Source organism: Streptomyces sp. CG 926, assembly GCF_003148825.1.
GTDB lineage: Bacteria > Actinomycetota > Actinomycetes > Streptomycetales > Streptomycetaceae > Streptomyces.
Map to the genome: position 1 here is coordinate 36,718 of NZ_QGGZ01000005.1, position 26,052 is coordinate 62,769.

Annotated in this window: 31 protein-coding genes; 21 read left to right on the forward strand and 10 right to left on the reverse strand. The window is 72.0% G+C overall.

The features are described 5' to 3' along the window. Positions 1–42: 42 nt before the first annotated feature. Positions 43–1,314, reverse strand: a complete 1,272-nt coding sequence (locus BCL76_RS14780; protein ID WP_109779979.1) for a S1C family serine protease — start codon at positions 1,312–1,314, stop codon at positions 43–45. A gap of 144 nt (positions 1,315–1,458) precedes the next feature. Between BCL76_RS14780 and BCL76_RS14785 the strand changes: the two genes are divergently transcribed. Then, positions 1,459–2,511, forward strand: a complete 1,053-nt coding sequence (locus BCL76_RS14785) for a MerR family transcriptional regulator (RefSeq protein ID WP_109780301.1) — start codon at positions 1,459–1,461, stop codon at positions 2,509–2,511. A gap of 7 nt (positions 2,512–2,518) precedes the next feature. Here the strand turns inward: BCL76_RS14785 and BCL76_RS14790 are convergent, their stop codons facing one another. Both BCL76_RS14790 and BCL76_RS14795 read right to left on the reverse strand, forming a co-directional pair. Beyond that, positions 2,519–3,541 carry a LacI family DNA-binding transcriptional regulator gene (locus tag BCL76_RS14790; RefSeq protein WP_109779980.1) on the reverse strand — a complete coding sequence of 341 codons (1,023 nt, stop codon included), beginning with the start codon at positions 3,539–3,541 and terminating at the stop codon, positions 2,519–2,521. Between the two features lie 24 nt (positions 3,542–3,565). Further along, a complete protein-coding gene (locus BCL76_RS14795) occupies positions 3,566–4,402 on the reverse strand; it encodes a response regulator transcription factor (protein ID WP_109779981.1) in 837 nt (278 codons plus the stop codon). 469 nt (positions 4,403–4,871) lie between these two features. On the opposite strand from BCL76_RS14795, the gene BCL76_RS14800 reads away from it, so the two are divergent. The 13 genes from BCL76_RS14800 (at position 4,872) to ygfZ (ending at position 14,578) form a co-directional block, all read left to right on the forward strand. Then, positions 4,872–5,126: a MoaD/ThiS family protein gene (locus BCL76_RS14800; RefSeq protein ID WP_030387258.1), complete on the forward strand. Its 255-nt coding sequence runs from the start codon at positions 4,872–4,874 to the stop codon at positions 5,124–5,126. A 10-nt stretch (positions 5,127–5,136) separates the two neighbouring features. Beyond that, positions 5,137–6,675 carry a hypothetical protein gene (locus BCL76_RS39765; protein WP_258309671.1) on the forward strand — a complete coding sequence of 513 codons (1,539 nt, stop codon included), beginning with the start codon at positions 5,137–5,139 and terminating at the stop codon, positions 6,673–6,675. Positions 6,676–6,738: 63 nt separating this feature from the next. After that, positions 6,739–7,455 carry an LmeA family phospholipid-binding protein gene (locus BCL76_RS14810; RefSeq protein WP_109779982.1) on the forward strand — a complete coding sequence of 239 codons (717 nt, stop codon included), beginning with the start codon at positions 6,739–6,741 and terminating at the stop codon, positions 7,453–7,455. A gap of 161 nt (positions 7,456–7,616) precedes the next feature. Beyond that, positions 7,617–7,700 carry a putative leader peptide gene (locus BCL76_RS40495; RefSeq protein WP_350206375.1) on the forward strand — a complete coding sequence of 28 codons (84 nt, stop codon included), beginning with the start codon at positions 7,617–7,619 and terminating at the stop codon, positions 7,698–7,700. A 177-nt stretch (positions 7,701–7,877) separates the two neighbouring features. Further along, complete coding sequence (locus BCL76_RS14815) at positions 7,878–8,723, forward strand: sulfurtransferase (RefSeq protein WP_030768131.1); 846 nt, start codon at positions 7,878–7,880, stop codon at positions 8,721–8,723. A gap of 65 nt (positions 8,724–8,788) precedes the next feature. Further along, positions 8,789–9,079 carry a DUF1416 domain-containing protein gene (locus tag BCL76_RS14820; RefSeq protein WP_030011783.1) on the forward strand — a complete coding sequence of 97 codons (291 nt, stop codon included), beginning with the start codon at positions 8,789–8,791 and terminating at the stop codon, positions 9,077–9,079. 165 nt (positions 9,080–9,244) lie between these two features. Continuing rightward, positions 9,245–9,508, forward strand: a complete 264-nt coding sequence (locus BCL76_RS14825) for a DUF3099 domain-containing protein (protein ID WP_109779983.1) — start codon at positions 9,245–9,247, stop codon at positions 9,506–9,508. A 112-nt stretch (positions 9,509–9,620) separates the two neighbouring features. Then, positions 9,621–10,406, forward strand: a complete 786-nt coding sequence (locus BCL76_RS14830; RefSeq protein ID WP_258309672.1) for a hypothetical protein — start codon at positions 9,621–9,623, stop codon at positions 10,404–10,406. Then, positions 10,403–11,239: a hypothetical protein gene (locus BCL76_RS14835; protein WP_258309673.1), complete on the forward strand. Its 837-nt coding sequence runs from the start codon at positions 10,403–10,405 to the stop codon at positions 11,237–11,239. The genes BCL76_RS14830 and BCL76_RS14835 overlap by 4 nt, the downstream gene beginning before the upstream one ends. Beyond that, complete coding sequence (locus BCL76_RS14840; protein ID WP_258309674.1) at positions 11,236–12,207, forward strand: hypothetical protein; 972 nt, start codon at positions 11,236–11,238, stop codon at positions 12,205–12,207. The genes BCL76_RS14835 and BCL76_RS14840 overlap by 4 nt, the downstream gene beginning before the upstream one ends. A gap of 281 nt (positions 12,208–12,488) precedes the next feature. Beyond that, the gene (locus tag BCL76_RS14845; protein WP_109779985.1) at positions 12,489–13,061 is read left to right on the forward strand and encodes an FABP family protein; all 573 of its coding nucleotides are present in this window, start codon (positions 12,489–12,491) and stop codon (positions 13,059–13,061) included. 65 nt (positions 13,062–13,126) lie between these two features. Next, complete coding sequence (locus BCL76_RS14850; RefSeq protein WP_258309675.1) at positions 13,127–13,582, forward strand: Fur family transcriptional regulator; 456 nt, start codon at positions 13,127–13,129, stop codon at positions 13,580–13,582. A gap of 21 nt (positions 13,583–13,603) precedes the next feature. Further along, positions 13,604–14,578: a CAF17-like 4Fe-4S cluster assembly/insertion protein YgfZ gene (ygfZ, locus tag BCL76_RS14855; RefSeq protein ID WP_109779987.1), complete on the forward strand. Its 975-nt coding sequence runs from the start codon at positions 13,604–13,606 to the stop codon at positions 14,576–14,578. A gap of 9 nt (positions 14,579–14,587) precedes the next feature. Here the strand turns inward: ygfZ and dtd are convergent, their stop codons facing one another. Further along, entirely contained in the window at positions 14,588–15,013 is a 426-nt protein-coding gene (gene dtd, locus BCL76_RS14860) for a D-aminoacyl-tRNA deacylase (RefSeq protein WP_109779988.1), read from the reverse strand. A gap of 136 nt (positions 15,014–15,149) precedes the next feature. Between dtd and BCL76_RS14865 the strand changes: the two genes are divergently transcribed. From BCL76_RS14865 to BCL76_RS14880, 4 genes are all read left to right on the forward strand, one after another. Beyond that, positions 15,150–15,725, forward strand: a complete 576-nt coding sequence (locus BCL76_RS14865) for an RsiG family protein (RefSeq protein WP_109779989.1) — start codon at positions 15,150–15,152, stop codon at positions 15,723–15,725. Positions 15,726–15,770: 45 nt separating this feature from the next. Then, positions 15,771–17,015, forward strand: a complete 1,245-nt coding sequence (locus BCL76_RS14870) for a GNAT family N-acetyltransferase (RefSeq protein WP_109779990.1) — start codon at positions 15,771–15,773, stop codon at positions 17,013–17,015. Between the two features lie 73 nt (positions 17,016–17,088). After that, a complete protein-coding gene (locus tag BCL76_RS14875) occupies positions 17,089–17,847 on the forward strand; it encodes a putative protein N(5)-glutamine methyltransferase (RefSeq protein WP_109780304.1) in 759 nt (252 codons plus the stop codon). 4 nt (positions 17,848–17,851) lie between these two features. Next, complete coding sequence (locus tag BCL76_RS14880; RefSeq protein ID WP_109779991.1) at positions 17,852–18,298, forward strand: hypothetical protein; 447 nt, start codon at positions 17,852–17,854, stop codon at positions 18,296–18,298. On the opposite strand, the gene BCL76_RS14885 is transcribed toward BCL76_RS14880, so the two are convergent. Together BCL76_RS14885 and BCL76_RS14890 are read right to left on the reverse strand one after the other, a co-directional pair. Further along, positions 18,295–18,843 carry a hypothetical protein gene (locus BCL76_RS14885; RefSeq protein WP_258309676.1) on the reverse strand — a complete coding sequence of 183 codons (549 nt, stop codon included), beginning with the start codon at positions 18,841–18,843 and terminating at the stop codon, positions 18,295–18,297. The genes BCL76_RS14880 and BCL76_RS14885 overlap by 4 nt on opposite strands. 85 nt (positions 18,844–18,928) lie before the next feature. After that, on the reverse strand, positions 18,929–19,432 hold the full coding sequence (locus BCL76_RS14890; RefSeq protein WP_375137919.1) for an NUDIX domain-containing protein: 504 nt from the start codon (positions 19,430–19,432) through the stop codon (positions 18,929–18,931). Between the two features lie 143 nt (positions 19,433–19,575). Between BCL76_RS14890 and BCL76_RS14895 the strand changes: the two genes are divergently transcribed. The 3 genes from BCL76_RS14895 to BCL76_RS14905 all read left to right on the forward strand — a co-directional run bounded on the left by BCL76_RS14895 (position 19,576) and on the right by BCL76_RS14905 (position 21,005). Next, the gene (locus BCL76_RS14895) at positions 19,576–19,959 is read left to right on the forward strand and encodes a helix-turn-helix domain-containing protein (protein ID WP_109779994.1); all 384 of its coding nucleotides are present in this window, start codon (positions 19,576–19,578) and stop codon (positions 19,957–19,959) included. A 23-nt stretch (positions 19,960–19,982) separates the two neighbouring features. Further along, entirely contained in the window at positions 19,983–20,525 is a 543-nt protein-coding gene (locus BCL76_RS14900) for a hypothetical protein (protein WP_109780305.1), read from the forward strand. A 141-nt stretch (positions 20,526–20,666) separates the two neighbouring features. Further along, positions 20,667–21,005, forward strand: a complete 339-nt coding sequence (locus tag BCL76_RS14905) for a DUF2516 family protein (protein WP_030728455.1) — start codon at positions 20,667–20,669, stop codon at positions 21,003–21,005. Positions 21,006–21,081: 76 nt separating this feature from the next. Here BCL76_RS14905 and BCL76_RS14910 read toward each other — a convergent pair whose 3' ends face one another. From BCL76_RS14910 to BCL76_RS14925, 4 genes are all read right to left on the reverse strand, one after another. Continuing rightward, positions 21,082–22,488 carry a PP2C family protein-serine/threonine phosphatase gene (locus BCL76_RS14910; protein ID WP_109779995.1) on the reverse strand — a complete coding sequence of 469 codons (1,407 nt, stop codon included), beginning with the start codon at positions 22,486–22,488 and terminating at the stop codon, positions 21,082–21,084. A 354-nt stretch (positions 22,489–22,842) separates the two neighbouring features. Further along, complete coding sequence (locus BCL76_RS14915) at positions 22,843–23,910, reverse strand: C40 family peptidase (protein WP_258309678.1); 1,068 nt, start codon at positions 23,908–23,910, stop codon at positions 22,843–22,845. Between the two features lie 262 nt (positions 23,911–24,172). Continuing rightward, positions 24,173–24,994 carry an SAM-dependent methyltransferase gene (locus BCL76_RS14920; RefSeq protein WP_109779997.1) on the reverse strand — a complete coding sequence of 274 codons (822 nt, stop codon included), beginning with the start codon at positions 24,992–24,994 and terminating at the stop codon, positions 24,173–24,175. 125 nt (positions 24,995–25,119) lie between these two features. Beyond that, positions 25,120–26,037, reverse strand: coding sequence for a hypothetical protein (locus BCL76_RS14925; protein ID WP_109779998.1), 918 nt, complete (start codon positions 26,035–26,037; stop codon positions 25,120–25,122). Positions 26,038–26,052: the final 15 nt, after the last annotated feature.

Genomic DNA, 26,052 nt, shown 5'->3' on the forward strand with positions numbered 1-26,052 from the left:
AGGTGCGGCACGGGACGGCGCCTCCAGCCTCGCACGGGTGGGTCAGAAGCTGGTGCCGAAGCCGTCGGCGGCGGAGCCGGAGCCGGAGTCCGTGTCGGAGGAGCCCGCGCCGCCGGGGCCGCCCTTGCGCAGGGAGTCCAGGTCGGCCTTGATCGTGTCGACCGGGATGGCGAAGCCGAGGCCGACGCTGCCGGCGGCGGAGTTGCCGGAGGCGGGGGAGTAGATCGCGGAGGGCATGCCCACGATCCGGCCGCTCATGTCGACGAGGGCGCCGCCGGAGTTGCCGGGGTTCAGGGAGGCGTCCGTCTGGAGGGCCTTGTACGAGGTGGTGTCGGAGCCGGTGTTCCCGTTGAACTGGCGGCCGCCGAAGGAGAACGGCCAGCTGTCCTCGCCCTGCTGCCGGCTCTGCGGGGACTGCTGCTCGGACTTCGGCACCTTCACCTCGCGGTTCAGCGCGGAGACGATGCCGCTGGTGACGGTGCCGGTGAGACCGTCGGGGGAGCCGATGGCGACGACCTGGTCGCCGACCTTGACGCCGCCGGAGTCGCCGAGCGTGGCGGGCTTCAGTCCCGAGGCGCCCTGGAGCTTGATCAGGGCCAGGTCCTTGGCGGGGTCGGTGCCCACGATCTTGGCGGGGTACTTCTTGCCGTCGCTCATCGTCACCTGGACCTCGGCGGCGCCGCTCACCACGTGGTTGTTGGTGACGATCTCGCCGTCGGCGGTGAGGACGATGCCGGAGCCCGTGCCCTGGCCGGAGCCGGTACGGACATCGATGCGGACGACCGAGGGGCTGACCTGCTCGGCGACTCCGGCGACGGTGCCGGAGCTGGACTGCGAGACGGTGGTGCCGTCGACGCCGCCGGTGGTGCCGGCCTGCCGGTCCATCAGCTGCTCGACGGCGGCCGCCGTGCCGCCGCCGACCAGGGCCGCGGCGAGTGCCACGGCGGCCAGCAGGGCGACGGGCCGCTTGGCGCGGGGTGCGGGGGCGGCCGCGTGGGCGGGCCGGTGCGGGCCGCCGCCTTCGTAGCCGCCGCCTTCGTACGCGCCGCTCTCGTACCCGCCGCCCGCGCCGGCGCCGCCCGCGCCCGGCGGGACCGTCTCGCCCTGGATGACCTGCGGCCGGTGCGCCTCGTGCCAACCGGGCGCGTTCGGCGGGTACGAGGGCGGCGGCGGGTAGGCCGCCGCTCCGGGTCCGGCTCCGGCCTCCTGCGCGAGCCGGTCGCGCCCGCGCTGCCAGTCCTCGCCGAACGGCGCGTGCTGGGCCGGGCTGTTCTCCTGCGGGTACTCGCCTTCGCGGCGGAAGCTGTCGGTCATGACACAGACTCTGACCCCCGATCATGAGAGCTTCCTGAGTCAGGCCTGAGAAGCCCGACAGAACCGCGTACGAGCGACATGAGAACCGGCCGCCTTGACCCTCGACCTGGTGGAGGTCCCACAGTCACGGGTGTGGAGAGCGAGATGCACAGCATTGGCGAGATGGGCCGCGACAGCGGGCTGGGCGTGAGCGCGTTGCGCTTCTACGACCGGGCGGGCGTCCTGCCGCCCGCCCGGGTGGATCCGGCGACCGGATACCGCTGGTACACGCCCGAACAGCTCGACGAGGCCCGGCTGCTGGCCCGGCTCCGGCAGGCGGGGATGCCGCTCGCGGACGTCCGGCTGGTCCTGGCGGCCTGGTCCGGCGGGGACACCGGCCTGGTGCCCCGGCTGCTCGACGGGCACCTGCGCCGGCTCGAACGCGAGCTCGCCGACGCGCGCGGCGCGCTCTCCGCGGTACGCGCCCGACTCGGACCCAAGGAGAGCACCATGACCACCACCACCGCTGCCCGCACGACCCGGCTGACCGTGCCCGCCGACGAGTTCGCGGCCGCGCTGGACTCCGTACGCTTCGCCGTCGGGACCGACCCCGAGCTGCCGGTGCTCGGCGGGATCCTCTTCGACGTGGAGGAGGCGGACCTGCACCTCGTGGCCACCGACCGCTACCGGATGGCCGTGGCCCGCGCCACCACCACCGGCCACGGCGGCGGGCGGATCCAGCTGACCGTGCCCGCCCCGCTCGTGGACGCCATGCGGGCCCTGCTGACCGACGACTCTCCGGCGCTGCTCACCGTGGACGGGGACGCGATCGAGGTGGAGACGCAGGGCCGCCGGGTCGCCGGGCGGGCCCTGGGCGAGGAGTTCCCCGACTACCGCCGCCTGACGCGGCTCCCCGAGGGCCGCCGTATCCCGCTGGACGTGCCGGCCCTGCGGAAGGCCCTCGCCGGGCAGGACGGCGAACGGTGCGCCCTGGTCCTGACCGACACCGTGACCGTCGCCGACGAGGTCGACGAGGTCGACGAGCCCGGCACCGGGGACCGGGTGGGGGTCGACCCCGCCTTCCTCCTCGACGCGCTCGCCGGCGGGGAGGACGGCATGGTGCTGGAGTACGTGGGTCCCAAGGCCCCGCTGGTGCTCCTGCGCCCCGACACCGAGGACGCCTTCTCCCTGTTGATGCCGTGCACGCTCGACGCGTGACCTGAGCTCAGCGGCAGCCGCAGGAGCGGCGGACCACCAGCGCCGACGGGAACTGCTTCAGCCGTTCCCGTCGGGAGCCGGCCACGCGCAGGCCGTCGTCCAGGACCAGGTCCACGGCCGCCCGGGCCATCGCCGGGCGGTCCGAGGCGATCGTGGTCAGCGGCGGGTCGGTGAGGGCGGCTTCCTTGACGTCGTCGAAGCCCGCGACGGCCAGTTCCCCGGGCACGTCGATGCGCAGCTCGCGCGCGGCGCGCAGCACACCGATGGCCTGGTCGTCCGTGGCGCAGAAGATGGCCGTCGGCCGATCGGGCCGCGCCAGGACCTCCAGGGCGACCGTGTACGCGTCGTAGCGGTTGTACGGGGCCTCGATGAGCCGGCCCTCCACCGAGCGGCCGGCTTCCTGCATGGCGCGCCGCCAGCCCTCGACGTGGTCCGCGACCGGGTCGCCGACGGAGGGGGTGTTCTCGATGCCGCCGATACAGGCCACGTACTCGTGCCCGTGCTCCAACAGGTGGCGGGTGGCGAGCTGGGCGCCGCCGATGTCGTCCGTGACGACCGCGACGTCGTCCATCGCCTCCGGGCGCTCGTGCAGGAGGACCACGCGAGCGTCCCAGGCCTCGATCTCGCTGGCGGCCTGCTCGCTCATGCCCTGGCTGACCAGGATCAGGCCGGAGACCCGCATCCCGAGGAAGGCCCGCAGGTAGTGGACCTCGCGCTCGGTGCGGTAGTCGGAGTTGCCGACCAGCACCATCTTTCCGCGCTCGGCGGCGGCCTGTTCGACCGCGTGCGCCATCTCCGCGAAGAACGGCTGCCGGGCGTCCGGGACGATCATGCCTATGAGGTCGGTGCGTCGCGAGGCCATCGCCTGGGCGACCCGGTCCGGGCGGTAGCCCAGATCCTTGATCGCGGCGAGGACACGCTCGCGCGTGGCCGGGGCGACCGGCCGGGGTCCGTTGTTGATGACGTAGCTCACGACGGCGGTAGACGTACCCGCAAGTCGTGCAACGTCATCCCGCGTCACCTTGGCCACGCGCGGCAGTCTACGCGGGGTGACCTACCTCTGGGCAGGGCGTCCGGCCGAGTGGATGCTCACAGCGTCTTCGGCCGATCGGGTGACGGCCGGAGCCGTCCGCGCGGTCGTCTGCGCGGTCGTCTGCGCGGCGGTCCGGGCCTTGGCCTCGGCCGCCGCCTTGGCCGCGGCCTCCGCCGCCCGCTCGACCTTCTCCGGCGTGACGAAGCGGTAGCCGACGTTGCGGACCGTGCCGATCAGGGACTCGTGCTCGGGGCCGAGCTTGGCGCGCAGCCGCCGTACGTGCACGTCGACGGTCCGGGTGCCGCCGAAGTAGTCGTAGCCCCAGACCTCCTGCAGCAGCTGGGCGCGGGTGAAGACCCGGCCCGGGTGCTGGGCGAGGTACTTGAGCAGCTCGAACTCCTTGAAGGTGAGGTCGAGCACGCGCCCCTTGAGCTTGGCGGAGTACGTGGCCTCGTCCACCGACAGGTCGCCGTTGCGGATCTCCATCGGGGAGTCGTCCGAGCCCAGCTGCTGGCGGCCGGTGGCCAGCCGCAGCCGCGCCTCGACCTCGGCCGGGCCCGCGGTGTCCAGCAGGACGTCGTCGATGCCCCAGTCGGCGGTGACGGCCGCCAGGCCGCCCTCGGTGACGACCAGGATCAGCGGACAGCCGGGTCCGGTGGAGCGGAGCAGCTGGCACAGCGACCGCACCTGCGGCAGGTCGCGGCGGCCGTCCACGAGGATGACATCGGCTCCCGGGGTGTCCACCAGGGCGGGGCCCTCGGCCGGGGCGACCCGGACGTTGTGCAGCAGCAGGCCGAGGGCGGGCAGCACCTCGGAGGACGGCTGCAGGGCGTTGGTGAGCAGCAGGAGTGAGCTCACGACCGACCACCCGCCCGGGTCGGACGATGGTGCACGGTTCGCTGGTCCATCACGTCGGTTCCTCCTCGGTCCCGTCGAGGACATGCGCGGTACTGCTTCGTACGTCTTGCCCGGCGTCCCCGCGGCCCCGCGCCCTGGGGTCCGCATGGATGCCACTGTTCTCGGTTCGTTCAACGTGCTGAAAGCACAAAAGGACCCGGGGGCAACGTTGCCCGGATCCTCTCGCCAAGCAGAATAGCCCACCCGTCGATGCGTGGCCGAGGCCTCTTCCGCTTCCACTTCTGTGGTTCATGCCACGCTTCGGCCCTGCGTATTCCCAGGTTTCACCGGTTCGGGGGCCCGCCGAGCGGTGCGCCCGGGCACCCGGGGCCGCCCGGGCGCACACCCGGCGCGTCGGGGCACGCCGGGGTCGGCGGTGGGAGGGGCCATCATGGAGGCCGACGGTAGAGAGCCGACGAGAGGAGCTGCAGTGGCAACCGGAACCATCCGCTACTGGGCGGCGGCCAAGGCCGCGGCCAAGACGGCGGAGGAGCCGTACTCGGCGGGCACACTCGCCGAGGCGCTCGACGCCGTGCGGGAGCGCCACCCCGGGGAGCTGACCCGGGTCCTGCTGCGCTGCTCCTTCCTCGTGAACGATGAGCCTGTGGGCAAGCGCCCGCATGATTCCGTCCCGCTGACCGAGGGGGGCACCGTCGAGGTGCTCCCGCCGTTCGCGGGCGGGTGAGCGGGAGCCGATGAGTACCCCTGAGGAACAGCAGCGCCGGCAGTACGCGCAGCAGCAGCAGCACCAGCAGCAGCAGCAGCCGGAGGACCCGTACGGGACCCAGACCTGGCAGTCCGACACCTGGGACACCAGCTACCAACCGGTGCATCCGCCGCTGGGCGCGGTGCCCGGGCAGCCGGTGGCGCCCGAGGGCTGGTTCCGCGACGAGGCCCAGGCCCAGGCGGATCCGGCGACCCCCGCCGCCCCCGGCCCCTGGCCGGACGGCGGCTACCCGGCCCCGGCACCGATCCCGGACCCGTACCAGCAGCAGGTGGCTCCGCAGAGCTGGTACCGCGACGAGGCCCAGGCTTCGGCTCCGTCCCCGGCTCCCGTGCAGGACTGGCCGCAGGGCGCCGAGACGGCCTACCTGCCGCCGTACCCGGGTCCCGAGCACGACCGGCAGCAGCTCCAGCCCCAGCAGCAGGTGGCTCCGGAGGGCTGGTTCCGGGACGAGGTCCAGGCTCCGGCTCCCGCCCCGGCTCCCGTGCAGGACTGGCCGCAGGGCGCCGAGACGGCCTACCTGCCGCCGTACCCGGGTCCCGAGCACGACCAGCGGCAGCTCCAGCAGTCGCCGCCGGTCGAGGAGACGGCCTACCTGCCGCCGGTGGTGGACGCGCCCGCCGCCGAGCAGACCGCCTACCTCCCGCCGCAGTCGGCCGCCGCCGCCCCGGGCGAGGACGCGGCCGAGGTTCCGGGTGAGCCGCAGGAGATCACCTCCTGGTCGCCGCCCACCCTCGCCGGCAACACCTTGCGCGCCGTCGACCCCGCCCAGGCGCGCGCCGAGGGCCGGTCGCCGATCATCGACCCCGGACCGCAGTCCGCCATACTGACCGCCGTCCTCGGGCTGCTGCTCGCCGTGGCCGCCGCCGTCGGGCAGTACGTCCTGCTCCTGCCGCTGATCGCCCTGCAGGGCCTCACGGCGGCCGGCTGGTTCCGCCTCAACGGCATGTGGCCCGCCCGCCAGGGCATCGCCCTCGCCTTCGCCGGAGCCGTCGCCGCCGACGTGGCCGTGCTCGCCGTCGACCCCTCGTACGGGCCCGGCGCGATCGTCGGGACCCTGGGCGCCTGGGTGCTGCTCACGCTCGTCCTGCAGTTGCGCAGCCACGCCGATCCCGACGAGCGGATGTACGGCCTGATGGCCTCGGTGGCCTCGGCCGCCCTCGCCATCATCTGCGCCGGCTATCTCGCGGCCGATTCCGCCGCCGCCACGGTCGGCGCCGCGGCCGTCGCGGTCGCGGTCTTCGCCCGCGCCCTGCCGCTGCCCACCGCCCCCTCGGTCGGCGTCTCGCTGGCCGCGGCCGCCGGAGCGGGCATCGCGGTCGGCGGGCTGACCTCGGTCGGTACGGGCGGGGCGCTGATCGGCCTCGTCGCCGGGGTGTGCGCGCTGGTCGGCCTGCGCGTGGCGGCGTACGACTACCCGTCGAAGTTCGTGCACATGACGGCCGGGGTGGCCCTGCCGCTCGCGGCGGCCGCCCCCGCCGTGTACCTGATCGGCCGGGTGGTGGGCTGATCCCTGCCTGACGGCGGGCATGGTCAACTAGGGCGCACGTACCGATTAGTAGGGGGAGGGAACGTGCGTTTCCTGCGCGTCTTTGTGATCATCGCAGTGGTTCTGGGGGGCCTGTTCGTGGGCGTGGACCGCTGGGCCGCGAGTTATGTCGAGAACCGGCTGGCCGACCGAATACAGGCGCGGCAGGGCCTGGCCGGTTCCTCGGAGGTGGAGGTCCACGGCTTCCCCTTCCTGACGCAGGTGCTCAGCCGGGACCTCGATCAGGTCGACCTGAAGCTGCGGGGCGTCGAGGTCACCGCCGAGGACCGCAAGACGCGGCTGTCGGAGCTGAACGCGAGCTTCCACGGGGTGAAGCTGAACGGTGACTACAGCGGTGGCACCGCCGAGCGGGCCGAGGGCAGCGCGCTCATCACGTACGCCGACCTGACGGCGGCCTCGCAGACCGGCGCGACCCTCTCCTACGGCGGGGCGCCGGGCAAGGTGAAGGTCACCGCGGCGGTGGACGTCCTCGGCAAGACCCTGACGCACAGCGTGGTGTCGACCGTCACCCTGGAGGACGCGCCCGGCGGCAAGGGCGGCAAGATCGTCCGGGTCCGCGCCGACGAGGTGCCGGGCGCCGGTGTTCCCGGGGTCGAGAAGCTGATCCGCAAGAAGACCGACTTCGACCGCAATCTCGACAGCGGCATGCCGGCCGGGCTCCAGCTCTCGTCCCTGACCTCGGACGAGACCGGTGTGCACCTCGTGCTCGGCGGTTCGAACGTGGTGGTGGCCGGATCGTGAGACAGGGCGGTCCGATCCGTAGAAGGACGGGCCGCACGGCAGGTCCCCGGGGCGGCGCGGCGGCCGTCCAGGGCCCTCGGATCCCAGTATTCGGACGATCCTGTCTCGATATATGACACGCCGGTGACAGGGCGGCTGATTCGTCCCTACGATCCATGGCTATGAAGCATCAGCAGGCGGACCTCACGAAGCGACGGGCAGTAGACCTGTGTCGCGTCGCCGCCATGCTCTGTCGATCCATGTGAACTGTGAGCGCATCGCTCCATCGACCGGACGACGGCCCCACGGCCCTTCCCGCGTGACCGCACCAGCCTCCTGAACCCCTGACGCCTCCCCGCGCAGGACCTCGAGCGCACCCGTAGGCACGCAGCACACGCGTCACCCGCACCGCCCCGCCGCACACTGCCCCGGAGGAGAACACCATGAGCCGCAGCGACGTCCTCGTAGACGCCGACTGGGTCGAGGCCCACCTGAACGACGCGAACGTCGTGATCGTCGAGGTGGACGAGGACACGTCCGCTTACGACAAGAACCACATCACCAACGCGGTCCGGATCGACTGGAAGACCGACCTCCAGGACCCGGTCCGCCGCGACTTCGTGGACCAGGAGGGCTTCGAGAAGCTCCTCTCCGCCAAGGGCATCTCCAACGACGACACCGTCGTCCTCTACGGCGGCAACAACAACTGGTTCGCGTCCTACGCCTACTGGTACTTCAAGCTCTACGGTCACCAGGACGTGAAGCTCCTCGACGGCGGCCGCAAGAAGTGGGAGCTCGACTCCCGCGACCTGGTCGACGGCAAGGACGTCCCGAACCGCCCGGCCACCGCGTACAAGGCCAAGGCCCAGGACACCTCCATCCGTGCCTTCCGCGACGACGTCGTGGCCGCGATCGGCTCCCTGAACCTGGTCGACGTGCGTTCGCCCGACGAGTTCTCCGGCAAGCTGCTCGCCCCGGCGCACCTCCCGCAGGAGCAGTCGCAGCGCCCCGGCCACGTGCCGAGCGCCCGCAACATCCCGTGGTCGAAGAACGCCAACGACGACGGCACCTTCAAGTCGGACGACGAACTGACCGCCCTGTACCAGGCGGAGCAGGTCGACCTGGCGAAGGACACCATCGCCTACTGCCGCATCGGTGAGCGCTCCGCGCTCACGTGGTTCGTGCTGCACGAGCTCCTGGGCCAGGAGAACGTCAAGAACTACGACGGTTCGTGGACCGAGTACGGCTCGCTCGTCGGTGTGCCGATCGAGCTCGGCCCCAACAAGTAACCAGACGCACGACCGGGCACGCGACGCCCTTCGTAGTACCACCTCTCCAGGACAGGACAGAGAACATGTGTGGAGCACAGATCGGCGGGCCCGACCTCGCGACGCTGAAGCCCGGTGAGACCGCCATCCAGGGTCAGATCACCAAGGACGGCGAGCCGGTGTCCGGCTACGTCCGCCTGCTGGACTCGACCGGCGAGTTCACCGCGGAGGTCCCGACCTCGGCGACCGGCCAGTTCCGCTTCTACGCCGCCACCGGCTCCTGGACCCTGCGGGCGCTCGTCCCGGGTGCCCAGGCCGACCGCGCCGTGGTCGTCGCCGAGGCCGGCGGCGTGACGGACGTGGCGATCGCGGTCTGAGCACCGCACATGTGATCGCCTGATCGAACGGCCGAAGGGCCGCACCCCCGGGGGTTGGACGCCACTGGAACGGGGTGCGGCCCTTCGTGCCGTCCGCGTCCGCCCGACCCCGGCCGCCCCCGCCCGCACCCTTGCGCGCGGGGGCGCCGGATCTACGCTGGAGGCATGTACGCCCGGCGCCGACGCGTCTACTTCTTGCTCATGGGCGGATGCCTGTTCCTGTTCGTCTCCGCCTGGGCCTTCGTGCGCCTGTTCTCGGTGGAGGCCGCCGTGGCCATGTGCGTGGTCGCGATGGTCATCCCGCCGGTCGCCGCGATGGTCGCCAACCGGCGCGGGCCGGACGACCGCTGGTGGGACGACCCCTCGGGCGATCCGAAGTCCGACGAGTGGTGGGACGAACTGGACGGAAAGCGGCGTCACGAGGATTGAAACCTCGTGAGACGAGAATGTGATCCAGGTTCGTACAACTGCCCCCCTCCTATGCGGGTCATGGGTACGCGCGGGTAACCAGCTCGTGCCTGCAGTCCTGTGGGGGACCCTTTTGGAACACGAACAGACCATCCCGGAGCAGCGGAAAGAGGGGGAGAGTGCACCGGAGCCGGACACTTCGGTCCCGCGCCGCCGGGTGGGGCGCACGGCTCTTCTGATCGCGGGCGCGGCCGCGCTCGGCGTCCTCGCCGGGACGATCACCGGCTACGCGATCCAGTACGACCGCGAGCCCACGCCGCTGCCGCCGCTGGCCCAGCAGACGATGGCCGCGCCGAAGCCGCAGGCGATGAACGAGACGACGACCCACCGCTCGATCAACGCCAACCGCTGGCACAAGGCGGACGAGGACCTGGCCAAGAAGCTCGTCGAGGTGCCGGGCGGCACCCAGAACAGCGTCTCGGGTGCGGTCGCCCCCGACGCGTTCTCCGCGGACTACTTCGTCGACCCCGCCGACGGCCTCGGCCCGATCGGCCGACATGCCAAGAGCATCGCGTCCGCCCGGTGGTCCAAGAACGACCGGGACTTCGTCGAGATCACCCTGATCCGGTACCGCGACCGGCTCGGGGCCGACGACTACTACTCGGGCGTCGTGCAGTACATGCCCGAGAAGAACTACGCGGGCAACAACGGCAAGGACTTCGCCGGCGTGCCCGGGGACTTCGGCCACATGTGGATCTCCGAGCTGAGCGAGAAGCCCGGCTACCACCCGGTGCGCCAGGGCCGCGTCCTGGTCCGCCGCGGCGACATCGTGATGCTCGTCGAGTGGACGAACAACCGCGGCGACATCGACGAGAAGGCCCTGGTCGAGCTGGCCCAGCGACAGATGGAGCGGCTGTGAGCGAGCAGCAGGACATGACCACCGCCGACGCGGTGCCGACCGAGCCGGTGCAGGAGCCCACGGTCGCCGCCGCGCCGGCGCCCGCGCCCGCGGCGAACCGCAGGACGCTGAAGTGGGTGTCGGCGGCCGTCGGCGTCGTCGTGCTGGCGGGTGCCTGCCTGGCGGGTGCGTCCGCGCTGGCGGGCGCCGACCGGACCGCGTCGACGCGGTACTGGGTGGCCGAGGACTACACCACGAAGGGCACGCAGCCCTCGGTGCCGTCCGTGCCGCCCAACGAGCTGACGGGCAAACTGCTGCCGCTGCCCACGGAGTACTGGCTCGGCCCCGACCTCGACACCGAGGGCAACGACTACTACCTCGCGAGCGAGAAGGCGCTGCAGACCTTCAAGGACGGCCGCACCGGCCTTTCCGGCAGTCAGCGCGCCGAGCGGGACAAGGCGCTCGCGGACCTGAAGCTCAAGGGCATGGCGGGGCGCAGCTACGCCCGCCAGGAGGGACACGGCTCCGCCGTGGCCGAGATCCGGCTCATGCAGGCCGACCCGCAGCAGCTGGCCAAGTTCGCCGAGTTCTCGAAGAAGCTCATCGAGCTCACCGGGGCGGGCGGCGGGGCGCCGCAGGTGGAGGGCTACCCGCAGGCCAAGTGCGGGCTGGACCCGCTCAGCGGAGGAGAGGACGGCAAGAAGAAGATCGACGTCCTCGACTGCGTGGCCGTGGAGGGCGACGTACTGGTGAGCTTCCGGATGTACGGGTCCACGGGCTTCGCGGTGAAGGACGCCGCGAGCCTGCTGAAGCAGCAACTCGACCACCTCAAGTCCCCCGGAGAGTCCGCGTGAGCGAGCAGACCACCAACGAGGCCACCGAGCCCGCCCCGGAGGCCACCGCGACGGTCACCGACACGACGACCACCAAGGTGCTCACCGAGAAGGCCGAGGTCCCCGAAGCCGCCGCTCAGACCGCCGAGGCCGCGGTGCCGTCCGAGGTCCCCGCGGCCGTGCCGGCTCCGCCCAAGGACCGGCGCAAGCTCTTCGCCGCCCTGCGCTGGACCGCCGCCGTCGTGGTCTTCGCCACCGTCGGCGCGGGAGTCGCGTACGGGATCACGCAGCCCGACCGCACCGACCTCCCGGGCCTGTCCACCGAGGACGACGGCCGCTGGACGTTCCCGACGCTGTCGCAGCCCGCGCTGCCCGCCGGCGCCCCGGTGCCCCAGGGTCCGGACAACAAGGACGGGACGCACTACGCGCAGCTCACCGGCCTGCTGCTGCCCGCTCCCGTGGGCTCCGAGGTCGACGACGCGGTCAAGGCGGACAAGGACGGGAAGGTGTCGCCCGACACCTTCCTGGAGGAGTACACGCCCGAGTCCCGCGAGAAGCTGAAGCAGTCCCTCGAATGGGACGGGCTGCGGCAGATCGTCGGTCGGGGCTGGACGACGGCGGACGGCACGCGCACCCACGTGTACCTGCTGCGCTTCCACTCGTCCGGCTTCGTGGACGCGTTCAAGGGGTGCGACTCCAACGCGCAGCTGAACGGCGTCTCCGCCCTGGACCTGGACGACGTCTGGAGCAAGGCCAAGAACACGCAGATGAACAGCACCACGCTGGACTTCCCGGGGGCGGCCAACTTCGACGGCACCGACCTCAGCGTGTACCAGGAGGTGAAGCCCCTCCTCGGCGAGGAGCAGAGCAAGATCGGGTGCCTCCGGACGGGTGACGTCCTCGGCATGGTCATCCAGACCCGCAAGGGCGAGGTGGCCCCCGTTCCGTTCCACCAGACCGTGATCCTGCAGAGCCAGCTGCTGAGCTGACCACCGGGCCGGGCGCGGGCCCGGCCCGGGGCTACGGGCCACCTCGCACGGTGCGCCCGGCCCCGGCCCAGTACGCTTGGGAACCGGCCCGTACCCCCGAACGAATTCCGAGGAGCACCCCGTGCTTGAGGCAGTCTTCACCTCCCTGCTGGTCCTGGTCTGCGTCGGCGTCCTGGCTTTCACCGGCCTGGCCGTCAAGAAGCTGTACCAGGGTCAGCGCTGAGCATCCGCCCAGCAGACCGCCCCGGAACCCCTCCCACAGATCGCCTGAGCAGCCATTCATGATCCAGATCCCGTCCGACCTGAACCCGGGCCTCGTCCCCCTCGCCTTCCTCCTCGGCAACTGGGAGGGTGCGGGAGTTTTCGACTTCCCCGGTGAGGAGAAGTGCAACTTCGGCCAGGAGGTCGTCTTCAGCCACGACGGCCGGGACTTCCTGGAGTACACCTCCCACACCTGGGTCCTCGACGCCGAGGGCAACAAGGTGCGGCCGCTGGAGTCCGAGTCGGGCTACTGGCGCATCGACAAGAACCGCAAGGTCGAGATCGTCATGGTCCGCGACCAGGGCGTCGTCGAGGTCTGGTACGGCGAGCTCGCCGACCAGAAGCCCCAGATCGACCTGGCCACGGACGCGGTCGCCCGTACCGCGGCCTCCGGCCCGTACAGCGGCGGCAAGCGGCTCTACGGCTACGTGAAGAGCGACCTCATGTGGGTCGGCGAGAAGGCCACGCCGGATGTCGAGCTGCGTCCGTACATGTCGGCCCAGCTGAAGAAGGTCGTCACGCCCGAGGAGGTCGCCGAGATGGCGCGCAACCTCCCGGACATGCCGGACGACGGCATCGCCTTCTTCCGCTGAGTCCAGAGGTCGAAAGGGGGCCGCGGAACCGCCCGCGGTCCCCTTCGCGCACATACACTGGCCGGGTGGGGAGCAGCGTGGACACCGAGAGCTCTGACTGGAAGAGCGACCTGCGGCAGCGCGGATACCGGCTGACACCGCAGCGCCAGCTCGTGCTGGAGGCGGTCGACGCCCTGGAGCACGCCACCCCGGACGAGATCCTCGTCGAGGTGCGCAAGACCGCCTCCGGGGTCAACATCTCCACCGTCTACCGCACCCTGGAGCTCCTGGAGGAGCTCAAGCTGGTCTCGCACGCCCACCTCGGGCACGGGGCCCCGACCTACCACCTCGCCGACCGGCACCACCACATCCACCTGGTCTGCCGTGACTGCGCCGAGGTCATCGAGGCGGACGTGGACATCGCCGCCGAGTTCACGGCGAAGCTCCGCACCACCTTCGGTTTCGAGACCGACATGAAGCACTTCGCGATCTTCGGTCTGTGCCGCAAGTGCGCCGCGAAGCAGCGTGCCGCGCAGGCGTAGCAGGGTCGTACGCTTGGTCCCATGACCAGCAGCCCCTTGCTCCATCTCCCCGGCGCCGTACCGGCCGAAGGCCGTGACGAGGGCGTCGCCGCCCACTACGGCGAGCTGTACGGCGAACAGCGCGCCCTCACGCAGGGGCGCGGCTTCGTCGACCTCTCGCACCGCGGAGTCGTCAGCGTCAGCGGGCCGGAGCGCCTGAGCTGGCTGCACCTCCTGCTCACCCAGCACCTCACCGAGCTGCCGGCCGGGCAGGCCACCGAGGCGCTGATCCTCTCCGCCAACGGGCACATCGAGCACGCGCTCTACCTCGTCGACGACGGCGAGACCACGTGGGCGCACGTGGAGCCGGGCACCCAGGGCGAGCTGATCGCCTACCTGGAGTCGATGAAGTTCTTCTACCGCGTCGAAGTCACGGACCGCACCGAGGAGTTCGCGGTCGTGCACCTCCCGGCCGGCTCCATCGCCGAGGTTCCCGGCGACAAGGAGCACGTCGTCCGGGAGACCGCGTACGGCCGGGACGTCTTCCTGCCCCGCGCCGAGCTGGAGTCCTTCGCCGCCGCGCACGGCCCGGCCGCGGGCCTGCTCGCGTACGAGGCCCTGCGCGTCGAGGCGCACCGGCCGCGGCTCGGCCTGGAGACCGACCACCGCACCATTCCGCACGAGCTGGGCTGGATCGGCACCGCCGTGCACCTGCAGAAGGGCTGCTACCGCGGTCAGGAGACGGTCGCCCGTGTCCACAACCTGGGGAAGCCCCCGCGCCGCCTGGTCTTCCTGCACCTGGACGGCTCGGAGGTGCTGCTCCCGGCGCACGGCACGCCGGTGCGGCTCGCCTCGGACGGGGAGGAGGGACGTCAGCTGGGCTTTGTGACCACGGCCGTCCGCCACCACGAGCTGGGCCCGATCGCGCTCGCGCTGGTCAAGCGGAACGTCCCGGTCGACGCGCCGCTGCTGGCCGGCAAGACGGCCGCCGCGCAGGAGGTCGTCGTAGCGCCCTGACCGTCGTGGTCAGATGTCGATGACGATGGTGAACGGGCCGTGGTTGGTCAGCGAGACCCGCATGTCCGCGCCGAACCGGCCCGTCTCCACCGTCGCGCCCAGCGCGCGCAGCTGCGCCACGACCTCGTCGACCAGCGGCTCGGCCACCGGGCCGGGCGCCGCCGCGTTCCAGGTGGGCCGGCGGCCCTTGCGCGCGTCGCCGTAGAGCGTGAACTGGGAGATCACCAGCAGCGGTGCGCCGTTGTCGCTGCAGGACTTCTCGCCCTCCAGGATCCGTACGGACCACAGTTTGCGGGCCAGGAGCGCCGCCTTCTCCGGGGTGTCGTCGTGCGTCACCCCCACCAGCACGCACAGTCCCTCGCCGACGATCTCGCCCACGGTCTCGCCGCCCACGTCGACGCGTGCGCCGTCCACCCTCTGCACCACTGCTCGCATACCACCTGTGTACCAGGCTTGCACCCGTCCGGGGCCGATCGGGTGGAGTGGGACTGCGTGGGGGCCACGGGGAGTGGCACGATGCAACCAGGCGGTGCGGGTGCGCCGCACCGGTCGAGGGGACGGACCCGAACGCATGAATACTCCTGGTACCTCCGTACCTGCGTCACCCGCTTCCGTCGCGGCTGCCGCGGTACGACCGCCCGCGCAGCGCACGGCCGAGACGCAGGGGCCGCCGACCCCGACCACCGCGCTCGGACTGCCGGAGCTGCGCGCGCTGCGCCGTGACGCGCAGCGCGACGAGGCCGATCTGAGCTACGTACGCAGACTGCTCCAGGGCCGCATCGACATCCTGCGGGCCGAGCTGGCCCGGCGCACGGACCCCGAGGCGCCGGTGGTGGACCGGCTCTCGGTGATCCTGGCCGACGCCCCCTCCAGCCGCAGTGCCTCGGCCCGGCACGTCACGCTCGGCACCCCGTACAGCGAGGAGTACCGGGTGCTGGCCGCGGAGATGCTGTCCGATGTGGAGCTCTCGGACCTGGGTGCCCGTACGGACGACGAACTGCACGACGGGATGGGGCGGTTGGTGCGTTACGAGCAGCAGGTCTCGCGGCGTCGGCAGCAGCTCCAGCGCACGGTGGACGACTGCAGCGCCGAGATCACCCGGCGGTACCGGGAGGGCGAGGCGCAGGTGGACGACCTGCTGGCGTAGAAATTCGGGCGACCGGCCGCCGTCGGCGGATTAGCGTGGGCGGCTATGAGTGCTGACGTCCGGCCGATCGCCGAATCCGAGCTCCCCGACTGGGTGCGCAGTGTGCACACCGGTTTCCTGACCGCCTCCCGGGTGACCGAGGCCGACATAGCCCTGCGCGCCAAGTACACCGACTTCTCGCGGACGCACGGGGCGTTCGACCCGGACACCGGTCGCTGCGTGGCGACCCTGCGGTCCTTCCCACAGGAGTTGACCGTGCCCGGCGGTGCGGCGGTCCGCTCCACCGCGATCTCCAACGTGGGCGTGCTGCCCACCCACCGCCGCCAGGGTCTGCTGACCCGGATGATGGCCGCCGAGTTCGCCGCGGCCGAGGCGCGCGGCGACGCGCTGATGACGCTGGTCGCCGCCGAGTACCAGATCTACGGGCGGTACGGGTTCGGGCCGGCAACCTCCCTCGTGGAGTGGGAGATCGACGTCGCGCGCACCGGGCTGGACCGGCGGCTGTCGGCGCCGGTGGACGGCGGCCGGATCGACCTGGTGGACGTCGAGGAGCTGCGGCGGGTGGGGCCCGAGCTGCACGAGCGGCTGCGGGCACGCACGCCGGGCGCGGTGAACCGGGACGACCGCTGGTGGAACATGACGACCGGCGTGGAGGAGTGGTCGTACCGGGCCTTCCGGGACAAGTTCTACGCCGTGTACCGGACGCCGGAGGGCGAGGTGGCCAGCCTGGCCGTCTACAGCGCAGACGACCATTGGACGGACGCGAAGATCCCGCAGAGCAGCGTGCAGGTCAGGGACCTGTTGGCCGTCACCCCGCAGGCGGAACGGGCGTTGTGGCAGTTCCTGTGCTCGATCGACTGGGTGTTGAAGGTCCGCACCGGCTACCGGGCCCCCGACGCCCTCGTCCCCGACCTGCTGCCCGACCCGCGTGCGGCCCGGGTCGTCACGGCCGCGGACTTCCTGTGGGTGCGGGTGCTCGACGTCGTACGAGCGCTGGGCGCGCGGACGTACGAGGTGCCCGGGGTGCTCGTCCTGGAGGTCACGGACGGGACGGGCCCGGCGGCCGGCCGCTACCGGCTGGACGCGGGCACCGGCGTGTGCGAGCGGACCGAGGAGGCCCCGGAGCTGCGGCTGGGCGTGGCCGAACTGGGCTCCCTGTACCTGGGCGGCGCCTCCGCGGTGCGGTTGGCCGCGCTGGGACGGGTGGCGGAGGAACGTCCGGGGGCGGCCGCGCTGGCCGACGCGATGTTCCGTACCGCGCGCAGCCCGTGGTGCCCAGACATCTTCTGACCCCGTGCCGATACCCCGTGCTGATGACCCCGTGCCGATGACCGAGTACCGAGTACCGAGGACCGAACTCTTGATGTCACTTGTGGAATCGCTGCGCGCGGCGGGCTGCGTCTTCGCGGAGGAGGAGGCGGAACTCCTGACCGGGGCGGCCACCGACGCGGACCACCTGGCGGAGCTGCTTGCCCGCCGGGTGGGCGGCGAACCGTTGGAACACGTCGTCGGCTGGGCGGAGTTCTGCGGACTGCGCATGGAGGTCGGCGCGGGCGCCTTCGTACCGCGCCGGCGCACCGAGTTCCTGGTGCGGGAGGCGGTGGCACTGGCCCGGCCCGGCGCGGTGGTGCTGGACCTGTGCTGCGGGGTCGGCGCCCTGGGCGCGGCGGTGGCCGCGGGACTGCCGGGCGGCGCCGAGCTGCACGCGGCCGACATCGACCCGGCGGCGCTGGTGTACGCGCGGCGCAACGTGGCCCCGTACGGCGGTCGGGTGTGGGAGGGCGACCTGTACGCGGCCCTTCCGTCCTCGTTGCGCGGCCGGGTGGACGTGCTGGTGGTCAACGCCCCGTACGTGCCGACGGAGGAGATCGTCCTCATGCCGTCGGAGGCGCGGGACCACGAGCCGCTCGTCTCGCTGGACGGCGGGGCCGACGGCCTGGACATCCACCGCCGGGTGGCGGCGGGCGCGCTGCCCTGGCTGGCGCCGGGCGGGCACCTGCTGATCGAGACGAGCGCCCGCCAGTCCCCGTCGACGGCCTCGGCCCTGACCTCGGCGGGCCTCGCCGTCCGGGCGGTGACCTCGCAGGAGCTGTACGCGACGGTGGTCATCGGCACGGCCTGACGACATGGCGTTCGAGGTGCTGCCGGGTACGGGTCTGGCCCTGCCGCGGGGCGCCGGCGTCCTGCGGTTCGGCGGGTCCGAGCGGGAGGCCCGGTGGGCCGTCGCGACCGTGGCGGACGTGCGGGGGACGTGGGTGTGCGGGACGGGCTGGGCCTTCACCGCCCGCTACGAGGGCCTGGATCTGCTGGCCTACGGTGACTGCCCGGACCGCCTAGGCCGCGCCGGCCACGACCGGCACGGTCTCGCGGCCGTCCACCTTCGCCGGTACGGGTCGGAGCCGACCGGGCCGGCCGCCGTCCCGGTGGTCCTGCGCGACGTCGACCTGTTCGGGTACCCGGCCGCCGAGGTGCTGGAGGCCCTCGGGCCGGGTCCGTACCCCGGCGTGACCTTGCCGCGGGCCGCGTCGCCGACCGGCCACTACCTGCCGGAGGTACGGCTCGCGGCCCCCTAGGGGGCGAGCGGGTCGGGGGCGAGCGGGTCCGGGGCGAGCGGCACCGGTGCCGCCAGGGCCTCTTCGTAGGCGGGGCGCGAGAAGACGTACGGGCCCAGGGGCAGCTCGCCCCACTGCGGCCGGTGGATCTGGTGGAATCCGGACCAGGTGACCTCGCTCTCCGTGACGTCGACCGTGGCGAGCAGGGGCCAACAGGCGTCGATCCCGCAGGCGCAGCTCAGCAGGCACAGGGCCCCGGTGTCGTGGTCGCGGAGCCACGGGGGCGCGTCGCCCAGGAAGTGTGCCCGGATCCGGGCACCGTCGGGGTCGTCGTCCAGGTGCAGCGGGGCGTGCTGGTTCACCAGGAACTCGTCGCGTTCCTGCGGGGTGTCGTCGTCCTCGTCGAGTTCCCGAGCCCAGAGCGCGCGCGTCGCTTCCGCGACGAGTACGCGCAGGTCGGTGCCGTCGACGCGGACGCCCCAGGCGGTGAGGTGCGGGAAGCCGGGGTGGGGGTGGTGCCGGAACTCCACCTGGTGCCGGGCCGGCGGGACGGGCGGTCGACTCATGCGCCCCATCCTGTGGTGTCGGCGCGACCGGGGCCACGGAGTATCGGCACCGACAGGGCCCGCTCCGACGGCGCCGCCCCGGTCGTCAAGGCCGCGCGGTCCGGAACGCGAGGTACCGACCGAAGGCTTCGTGGCTGTCGGGGGTGAAGCGCCACTCCAGCAGGGCCGACCGCAGCTCCGGCTCGGTCAGCCATCCGTGCCAGGCGACCTCGTCAGGGTCGGCGGTCACCGTGTCCGGCACCACGGCTTCGTGCACGCCGAGCCAGTGCGGGCTCAAGCCGCTGCGGTTGAGGAACGTGAACAGCAGGCGCGGCAGCACATGAATGCCCAGCTCTTCGGCCAGCTCCCGGGCGGCGGCCTGTTCGTAGGACTCACCGACATCCACGGCGCCACCGACCACGACCTCGTGGTGGCCGGGGAAGCGGTACAGCTGCTCCGACCGCCGGTGGACGAGGATCCGTCCGCGCTCGTCACGACACACCGTCACGGCGACCCGGTGCAGCCAACCCTCCCGGACGGCCTGCCGGCGGCCGACCACCACCCCCAGCACACGATCTTGCTCGTCGACACGCTCCACCGGTTCGTCCACGGCGCACACCCTGGCAGACCCCACCGACAACGCGGGCTCGACGGGACGGGCCCGACGGGACGGGCTCGGCGGGGCGACACGAGGTGGGAGCTGTTGCAAGCAGGGCGCTTGCAATAGTTAGCAGAGTCGGGCAGGATCTCAGCATGGCATCGCTCAACGTCGGAAATCTCGGCGAGTACCTCCGTGAGCAGCGTCGGCAGGCCCAGCTTTCGCTGCGGCAGCTGGCGGAGCAGGCGGGGGTGTCGAATCCGTACCTGAGCCAGATCGAGCGCGGGCTGCGCAAGCCGAGCGCGGACATCCTGCAGCAGCTGGCCAAGGCGCTGCGGATCTCCGCGGAGACGCTGTACGTGCAGGCCGGGATCCTGGATGAGCGGGACCCCGACGAGGTGGAGACGCGAGCCGTCATACTCGCCGACCCGTCCATCAACGAGCGGCAGAAGCAGGTGCTGCTCCAGATCTACGAGTCGTTCCGCAAGGAGAACGCGCTCGATACGCCCGCCGACGAGATGCCGCCGAAGACGAACTGAAGTTGATCCGGGAGGACCAGCACATGGCCATCGCCGATGACCTGAAGAAGACCCTCACCGACCCCACTCCCCTCTACTTCGCCGCCGGCACCGCCGATCTGGCCGTGCAGCAGGCCAAGAAGGTGCCCGACCTGATCGAGCAGCTGCGCGCCGAGGCCCCCGCGCGCATCGAGGCCGTGAAGAACACGGACCCGAAGGCTGTGCAGGACGCGGTCACCGCCAAGTTCAACGAGGTGCTCGGCGCGATCGACCCGAAGAAGCTCGGGGAGACCGCCCAGGACCTCGCGCTGCGCGGTGTCGGCGTGGCCGCCGAGTACGCGGTGCGCGCCAAGGAGACGTACGACAAGGTCGCCGTGCACGGCGAGCAGGCCGTGCGGAACTGGCGGGGCGACGTCTCCGCCGAGATCGTCGACATCGCCGTCGCGGTCGAGCCCGAGGCCGGGACGGAGCAGGTGTCGGAGCCGGTCGCCGAGGCCTCCGCCGACGAGAAGCCCGCCGCGAAGAAGCCCGCCGCGCGCAAGAGCACGGCCAAGAAGGCCACGGTCACGGCGGACGACGCGAGCTGAAGCGGAACCGCATGAGTGACGGCGGGCCGGGCACCCTTCAGGTGCCCGGCCCGTTGTGGTTCATGAAGGCACTCGTGCAGGTAGCGTGGAGTCGGGCGGCACCCGAAGAGCGAAGCAGAAGCTGAGAAGGCGGTCGAAGCGATGTTGATCGATGGGTTCGATCGGGGCGTGATCCCGTTCCTCGGGTACGTCATGCTGGCGCTCGCCGTCGTGGCCTTCGTGATCGCCCTGGTGGCGCGCGAGGACGCGTACCGGGCGGCCGACAAGCAGAGCAAGACCTTCTGGCTGGTGATCCTCGGCATCACCGTGGCCGTGGACTTCCTCCTGGGGATGCTGTTCCTGCAGATCGCCGGTCTCGTCGCGACCATCGTCTTCTTCGTCGACGTACGCCCGGCGCTCAAGCAGGTCTCGGGCGGTGGCGGCCGGCGCGGCGGCAGCAGCAGTGACGGGCCGTACGGGCCCTACAACGGCGGACGCTAGGCGCGAGGCGGCCGAAGTCCCGGCCGAAGTGCCGGCCTGAGCCTGAGCCGGATCCCGGTATCGGAGCCCTTGGCCCTCAGCCCTCGGCGCGGGAGAGCAGGACCACGGCCACGTCGTCGGTCAGCTCGCCGCCGTTGAGGCGGCGGGCCTCGGTGACGGAGGCCTCCAGCAGGCCCTCACCGCTCAGTCCGCGATCCAGGTGGCGGTTGATCATGTCGACCATGCCGTCCTGGCCCAGACGTTCCTTGCCCTGGCCGATGTGGCCCTCGATCAGGCCGTCGGTGTAGAGCATCAGGCTCCAGGTACCGCCGAGCTCCACCTGGCGGCGCGGCCAGCGGGCCCGGGGCAGCAGCCCGAGGGCCGGACCGCTGTTCTCGTACGGGAGCAGCCGCGCGCGGCGGCCCGGTCGGGATATCAGCGGGGCCGGATGGCCGGCCAGGCACAGACCGGCGCGGCGGCCGTCCGGGGCGATGTCGACCGTGCACAGCGTCGCGAATATCTCCTCGCACGGCCGCTCCACCTCCAGGACCTCCTGGAGGGTGGCCAGCAGGTCGTCGCCGCAGAGGCCGGCCAGGGTCAGGGCGCGCCAGGCGATGCGGAGCTCGACGCCGAGCGCGGCCTCGTCGGGGCCGTGACCGCAGACGTCGCCGATCATGGCGTGGACGGTGCCGTCGGGGGTGCGGACGGTGTCGTAGAAGTCACCGCCGAGCAGGGCCCGGCTGCGGCCGGGGCGGTAGCGGGCGGCGAAGCGGAGGTCGGAGCCCTCCAGGAGGGGCGTGGGGAGCAGACCGCGTTCCAGCCGGGCGTTCTCCTGGGCGCGCAGTTTCGATTCTGCGAGCTTGTACTGGGCGATGTCCGCCCGTTTTCTCTCCACGGCGTAGCGGATGGCGCGGCTCAGCAGTCGGCCGTCCAGCTCGTCGCGGAAGAGGAAGTCCTGGGCACCGACCCGCACGGCCTCGGTGGCGCGCTCGACATCGTCCTCGCCGGTCAGGACGAGGACCGCGTGGCGCGGGGCGATGCGCAGCACCTGGCGGAGGGCCAGCAGCTGGTCCACGGCGGTGGCGGTGCCGGTTCCGGTTCCGGTGCCTGCGCCCGCCGTCCCGTTGATCGCTCCGTTGCTCGTTCCGTTGACCGAGCCGTTCGCCGGCGCTCCGGGCGTACGGGCGCTGGCGTCCGGGAGGGACAGGTCGAGGAGGATGCAGTGCACGTCGGGTGTGAGCAGCCGCTCGGCCTCGGTGAGGTTGCGGGCGGTGCGGACGCGGATGCGGTGGCCGTCCGCGTCGAGGATCTCGGGGACGGTGAGACCGCCCGCCGGGTCGTCCTCGATGACCAGGAGGGTCAGCGGGGTCGTGTGCGGGGTGGTCGTCTGAGGGGTCGCTTGCGCGACGCCCGTGGCGGCTACGGCCGGGGCGGCGGTGTGCAGAACGGCCTGACCGCTCTCCGTGGCCGAGGTGTCCCTCTGCCGCGGTACGGGTACGGGCATCGTCTCCGGTTCCTTCCCTCCCCCCGAGGGTGCGCTCGTCCGGCAGACCCTAGCGGTCCCTGCCCGACAAACGGAATGCCGTTCTTGGCGCGGGCCTCCGTCATATGCGGTTATCGCGGGGGAAAATCGGCTCACTGGATGACAAAGGTCACGGCGGGGCCGCGTTCCGTCCCGTCCATCGAGACGTGTTCGGGGCCCGCCGGGTTGCCTGCGTCACCCGACCCCACCCGCCCGGCCGAAGATCCCCGCGCCGTGCCGCGTCCCGGCGGCGGGTACGGCCGGTGCCCCGGCAAGGGGTACCGGCCGGGGCGGGCCGGGGCGGGGCGCGCGCGTCGCCGGGCCGCGGCGCGGGGGCTACGCGTCGGGGCGGACCACTGCCTTGATCGGCATCGAGCCGGCGCCCGCCAGGGTCACGTTCCGGCCGGGGCGCGGGGCGTGGACCATCGCGCCGTCGCCGACGTACATGCCGACGTGGGTCGCGTCGTCGAAGTAGATGATCAGGTCACCCGGGCGCATGTCCTTCAGCGCGACCTTCGGCAGCAGCCGCAGCTGCTCCTGCGAGGTGCGCGGGATGCCCCGGCCCGCCGCCAGCCAGGCCTGGGAGGTCAGCCCGGAGCAGTCGAAGGACGAGGGGCCCACGGCGCCCCATTGGTACGGCTTGCCGATCTGGCCCGTGGCGAACTGCACGGCCCGCTTGCCCGCTTCGGTCGCCGCGCCGTTGACGTCCTTCATCGCGCCCGTCGACAGCCATGCCGTCTGCGCCTTGTACTGGGCTTCCTGTTCCAGCTGGATCAGCCGGGCCTTCTCCTCGGCCTCCAGCTTGCTCTCCAGCTCCTCGGCGGCCTTGATCTTCTCCTCGACCTGCTTCTTGGATTCCTCCGACTTGATCCGGTTGGCCTCCAGGATGGCCCAGCGGTCGCTCGCCTCCTTGGCGTAGCGCTCCAAGTCGGCCTGGGTCCGGTCCAGTTCGGAGAGCATGTCCGAGGCGGCCTTCTCGCCCTGGCGCAGCCGGCCCGCCCCGTCGAGGTAGTGGTTCGGGTTGTCGCTCAGCGCCAGCTGCGCGCCCGGCGGCATTCCGCCCGAGCGGTACTGGGCGCGGGCGGCGGCACCCGCCCGGTTCTTCAGGGTGGTGATCTTCTCCTTGCCGGCGACGACGAGGTTCGCGATCTCGACGATCTTGTTCGACTGGGCCTTGGTCTCGGCCTCGGCGAGGTTGTACGCGTCGGTGGCGGTGCCCGCCTGCCGGTACAGGTCCTCGATCTCCTTGCGGACCTGCTCCAGGGACTTGCCGCCCGGTTCGGGGAGGGGCGCGGCCGGAGCCGCCGGTGCGGCGGGCGCGACCGGTGCGACCGGTGTGGCCGGTGCGGCCGGAGCCGCGTACGCGATGCCCGTCGCGAGTCCCGGCGCCGTCAGTATCGCCATCGTGCACAGCAGCACGAGAGAACTTGCGCCTCGCCGTTGCCTTGCGGCTCCCATGGTCCCCCCAGGCACCCGAGTCAGTCCTCGTATCAGATCTGACTATTCATCAGTAACTTTGCACCGCCATCGGGATGGTGCCACGAGTCGATGAATTGCAACACCCTTGTGGGTGGCGATGCGATCTTGTCCCACCCGACGGACGCCATTTCCGGCCCCGCACGGTCCAACGGGCCACTCGGACCCCTGGTTCCCCCGCACGCCCTGTTCACCCCACCGGGCGCAACGCCTCCCAGGGCAACGTCAGTTCCCCCTGCCGCCACCGCCGCGGCCCGTCCACCAGCGACCAGTCGCCGGACAGGTCCCGCGCCGTCCGGATCCAGCGCTGCCGCGCCCCGTAGGCGGCGTACGGTGCAGCCGCCGCCCACGCCCGGTCGAAGTCGCGCAGGAACGCGTGCACCGGCTCACCGGGCACGTTCCGGTGGATCAGCGCCTTCGGGAGCCGCTCCGCCAGGTCCGAGGGGCGCTCCAAGGAGCCCAGCCGGGTCGCGAACGTCACCGTGCGCGGCCCCTCCGGGCCCAGCGCCACCCACACGTGCCGCCGCCCGATCTCGTCGCAGGTCCCCTCCACCAGCAGCCCCTCCGGCGCCAGCCGCCCGCACAACCGTGCCCAGACCTCGGCGACCTGCTCCTCGTCGTACTGGCGCAATACGTTCGCCGCGCGGATCAGCGCCGGCCGGGCCCCGCCGTCCAGCGGCACCTCGAAACCGCCGTGCCGGAAGCTCAGTCCCTCCCGCTCGTACGGCTTCGCGCCCGCCACCCGCGCCGGTTCGATCTCGATGCCGACCACCCGCACCCGCGGCGCCGCGTCCCTTAGCCGCGCCAGCAGTTCGACCGCCGTCCAGGGCGCGGCCCCGTAGCCCAGGTCCACCGCGACCGGCGCCTCCGCGCGGCGCAGCGCGGCCCCGTGGGTGGCCGCGATCCAGCGGTCCATCCGGCGCAACCGGTTCGGATTCGTCGTCCCGCGCGTCACCGAGCCCACGGGGCGGCCGGGCGCGCGGCTGGAGGGCGGGGTACTGCGGGAGGCCATGAGTCGAGGGTAAGCGGAGGGCCCGCGCACCATGAAAACCCCGCGGCGCACCACCGCACAGGCCCGGCGGCGCTCATGCGGAAGGGGCGGCGCGCCGTACGGCACACCGCCCCTTCCGCGTGAGCTCAGATCTTGTTCCAGGTCCCGCTGTGCCAGAGCGCGCCGCCCTTGCCGGGGCCGCCGTCCGCCTTGTAGACGACGAAGTTGCCGTCGTCCTGGAGCAGCGCGTACGCGCCGGGGTTGTTGCCGGTTCCGGAGCTCCAGGCCACCGTGTGCGGGGAGAACCAGTCGCGCAGGGTCAGGTTGCCGTCGGCGGTGATGCTCAGTTCCGTCGCGTAGTAACCCGTGTTGTACGTTCCGCTGTTCCAGATGGCCTTGCCGTCGCTCTTGCGGTAGATGACCAGGTTGCCGTCATCCTGGATGAGCATCCAGACGGTGGCGCTCTGGGCCCAGTCGCCGTCGAACCGGTAGCGGTACTCGTGCGTCGCGTCCTTCGCGCACACCTTTGAGGTCCGCTCCCGCGTCATGGCCGACCAGTGCAGCCCGAGGAACTCTCGCTCCTTGCGTCCGATGACCTTGAAGTTGCCGTCCCAGTCCAGCTTCGCCCTGGGCTTGGTATCGGTGTGGTCGCCGTACGTGTCGGTGTGCCAGATGCCGCCGCCCGTCTGGGAGCTGCCGCCCTGCTTGTAGATGACGAAGTTGCCGTCCTCCTGCATGGTGGCGTACGCGCCCGGGTTGCCGTAGGTGGCGCTGTTCCACAGGGGGAGCCTCGGCCCGCCCGGGTTGCCCAGGGCGTACAGCACGAGGTTGCCGTCGGCCTGCATGACCAGCTCGGTCGACTTGGTCGGGCTGGTCAGCTTCTCGCCCGGAGCGAGCCGCTGGCCCATGCTCAGGACCGTTTCGAGCTGGTCGTAGGGCTCGTCGCACTCGGCCATCCCGGGGCGGGTGGCCGGCGCGGCACCGGCCGTGCCCGGGACCAGGCCGGTCAGGGCCGAGGCGGCGAGCAGGGATATGAACGCACTGCGGAGCAGGCGGTTGTGCATGAGTGGTTCCCCCGT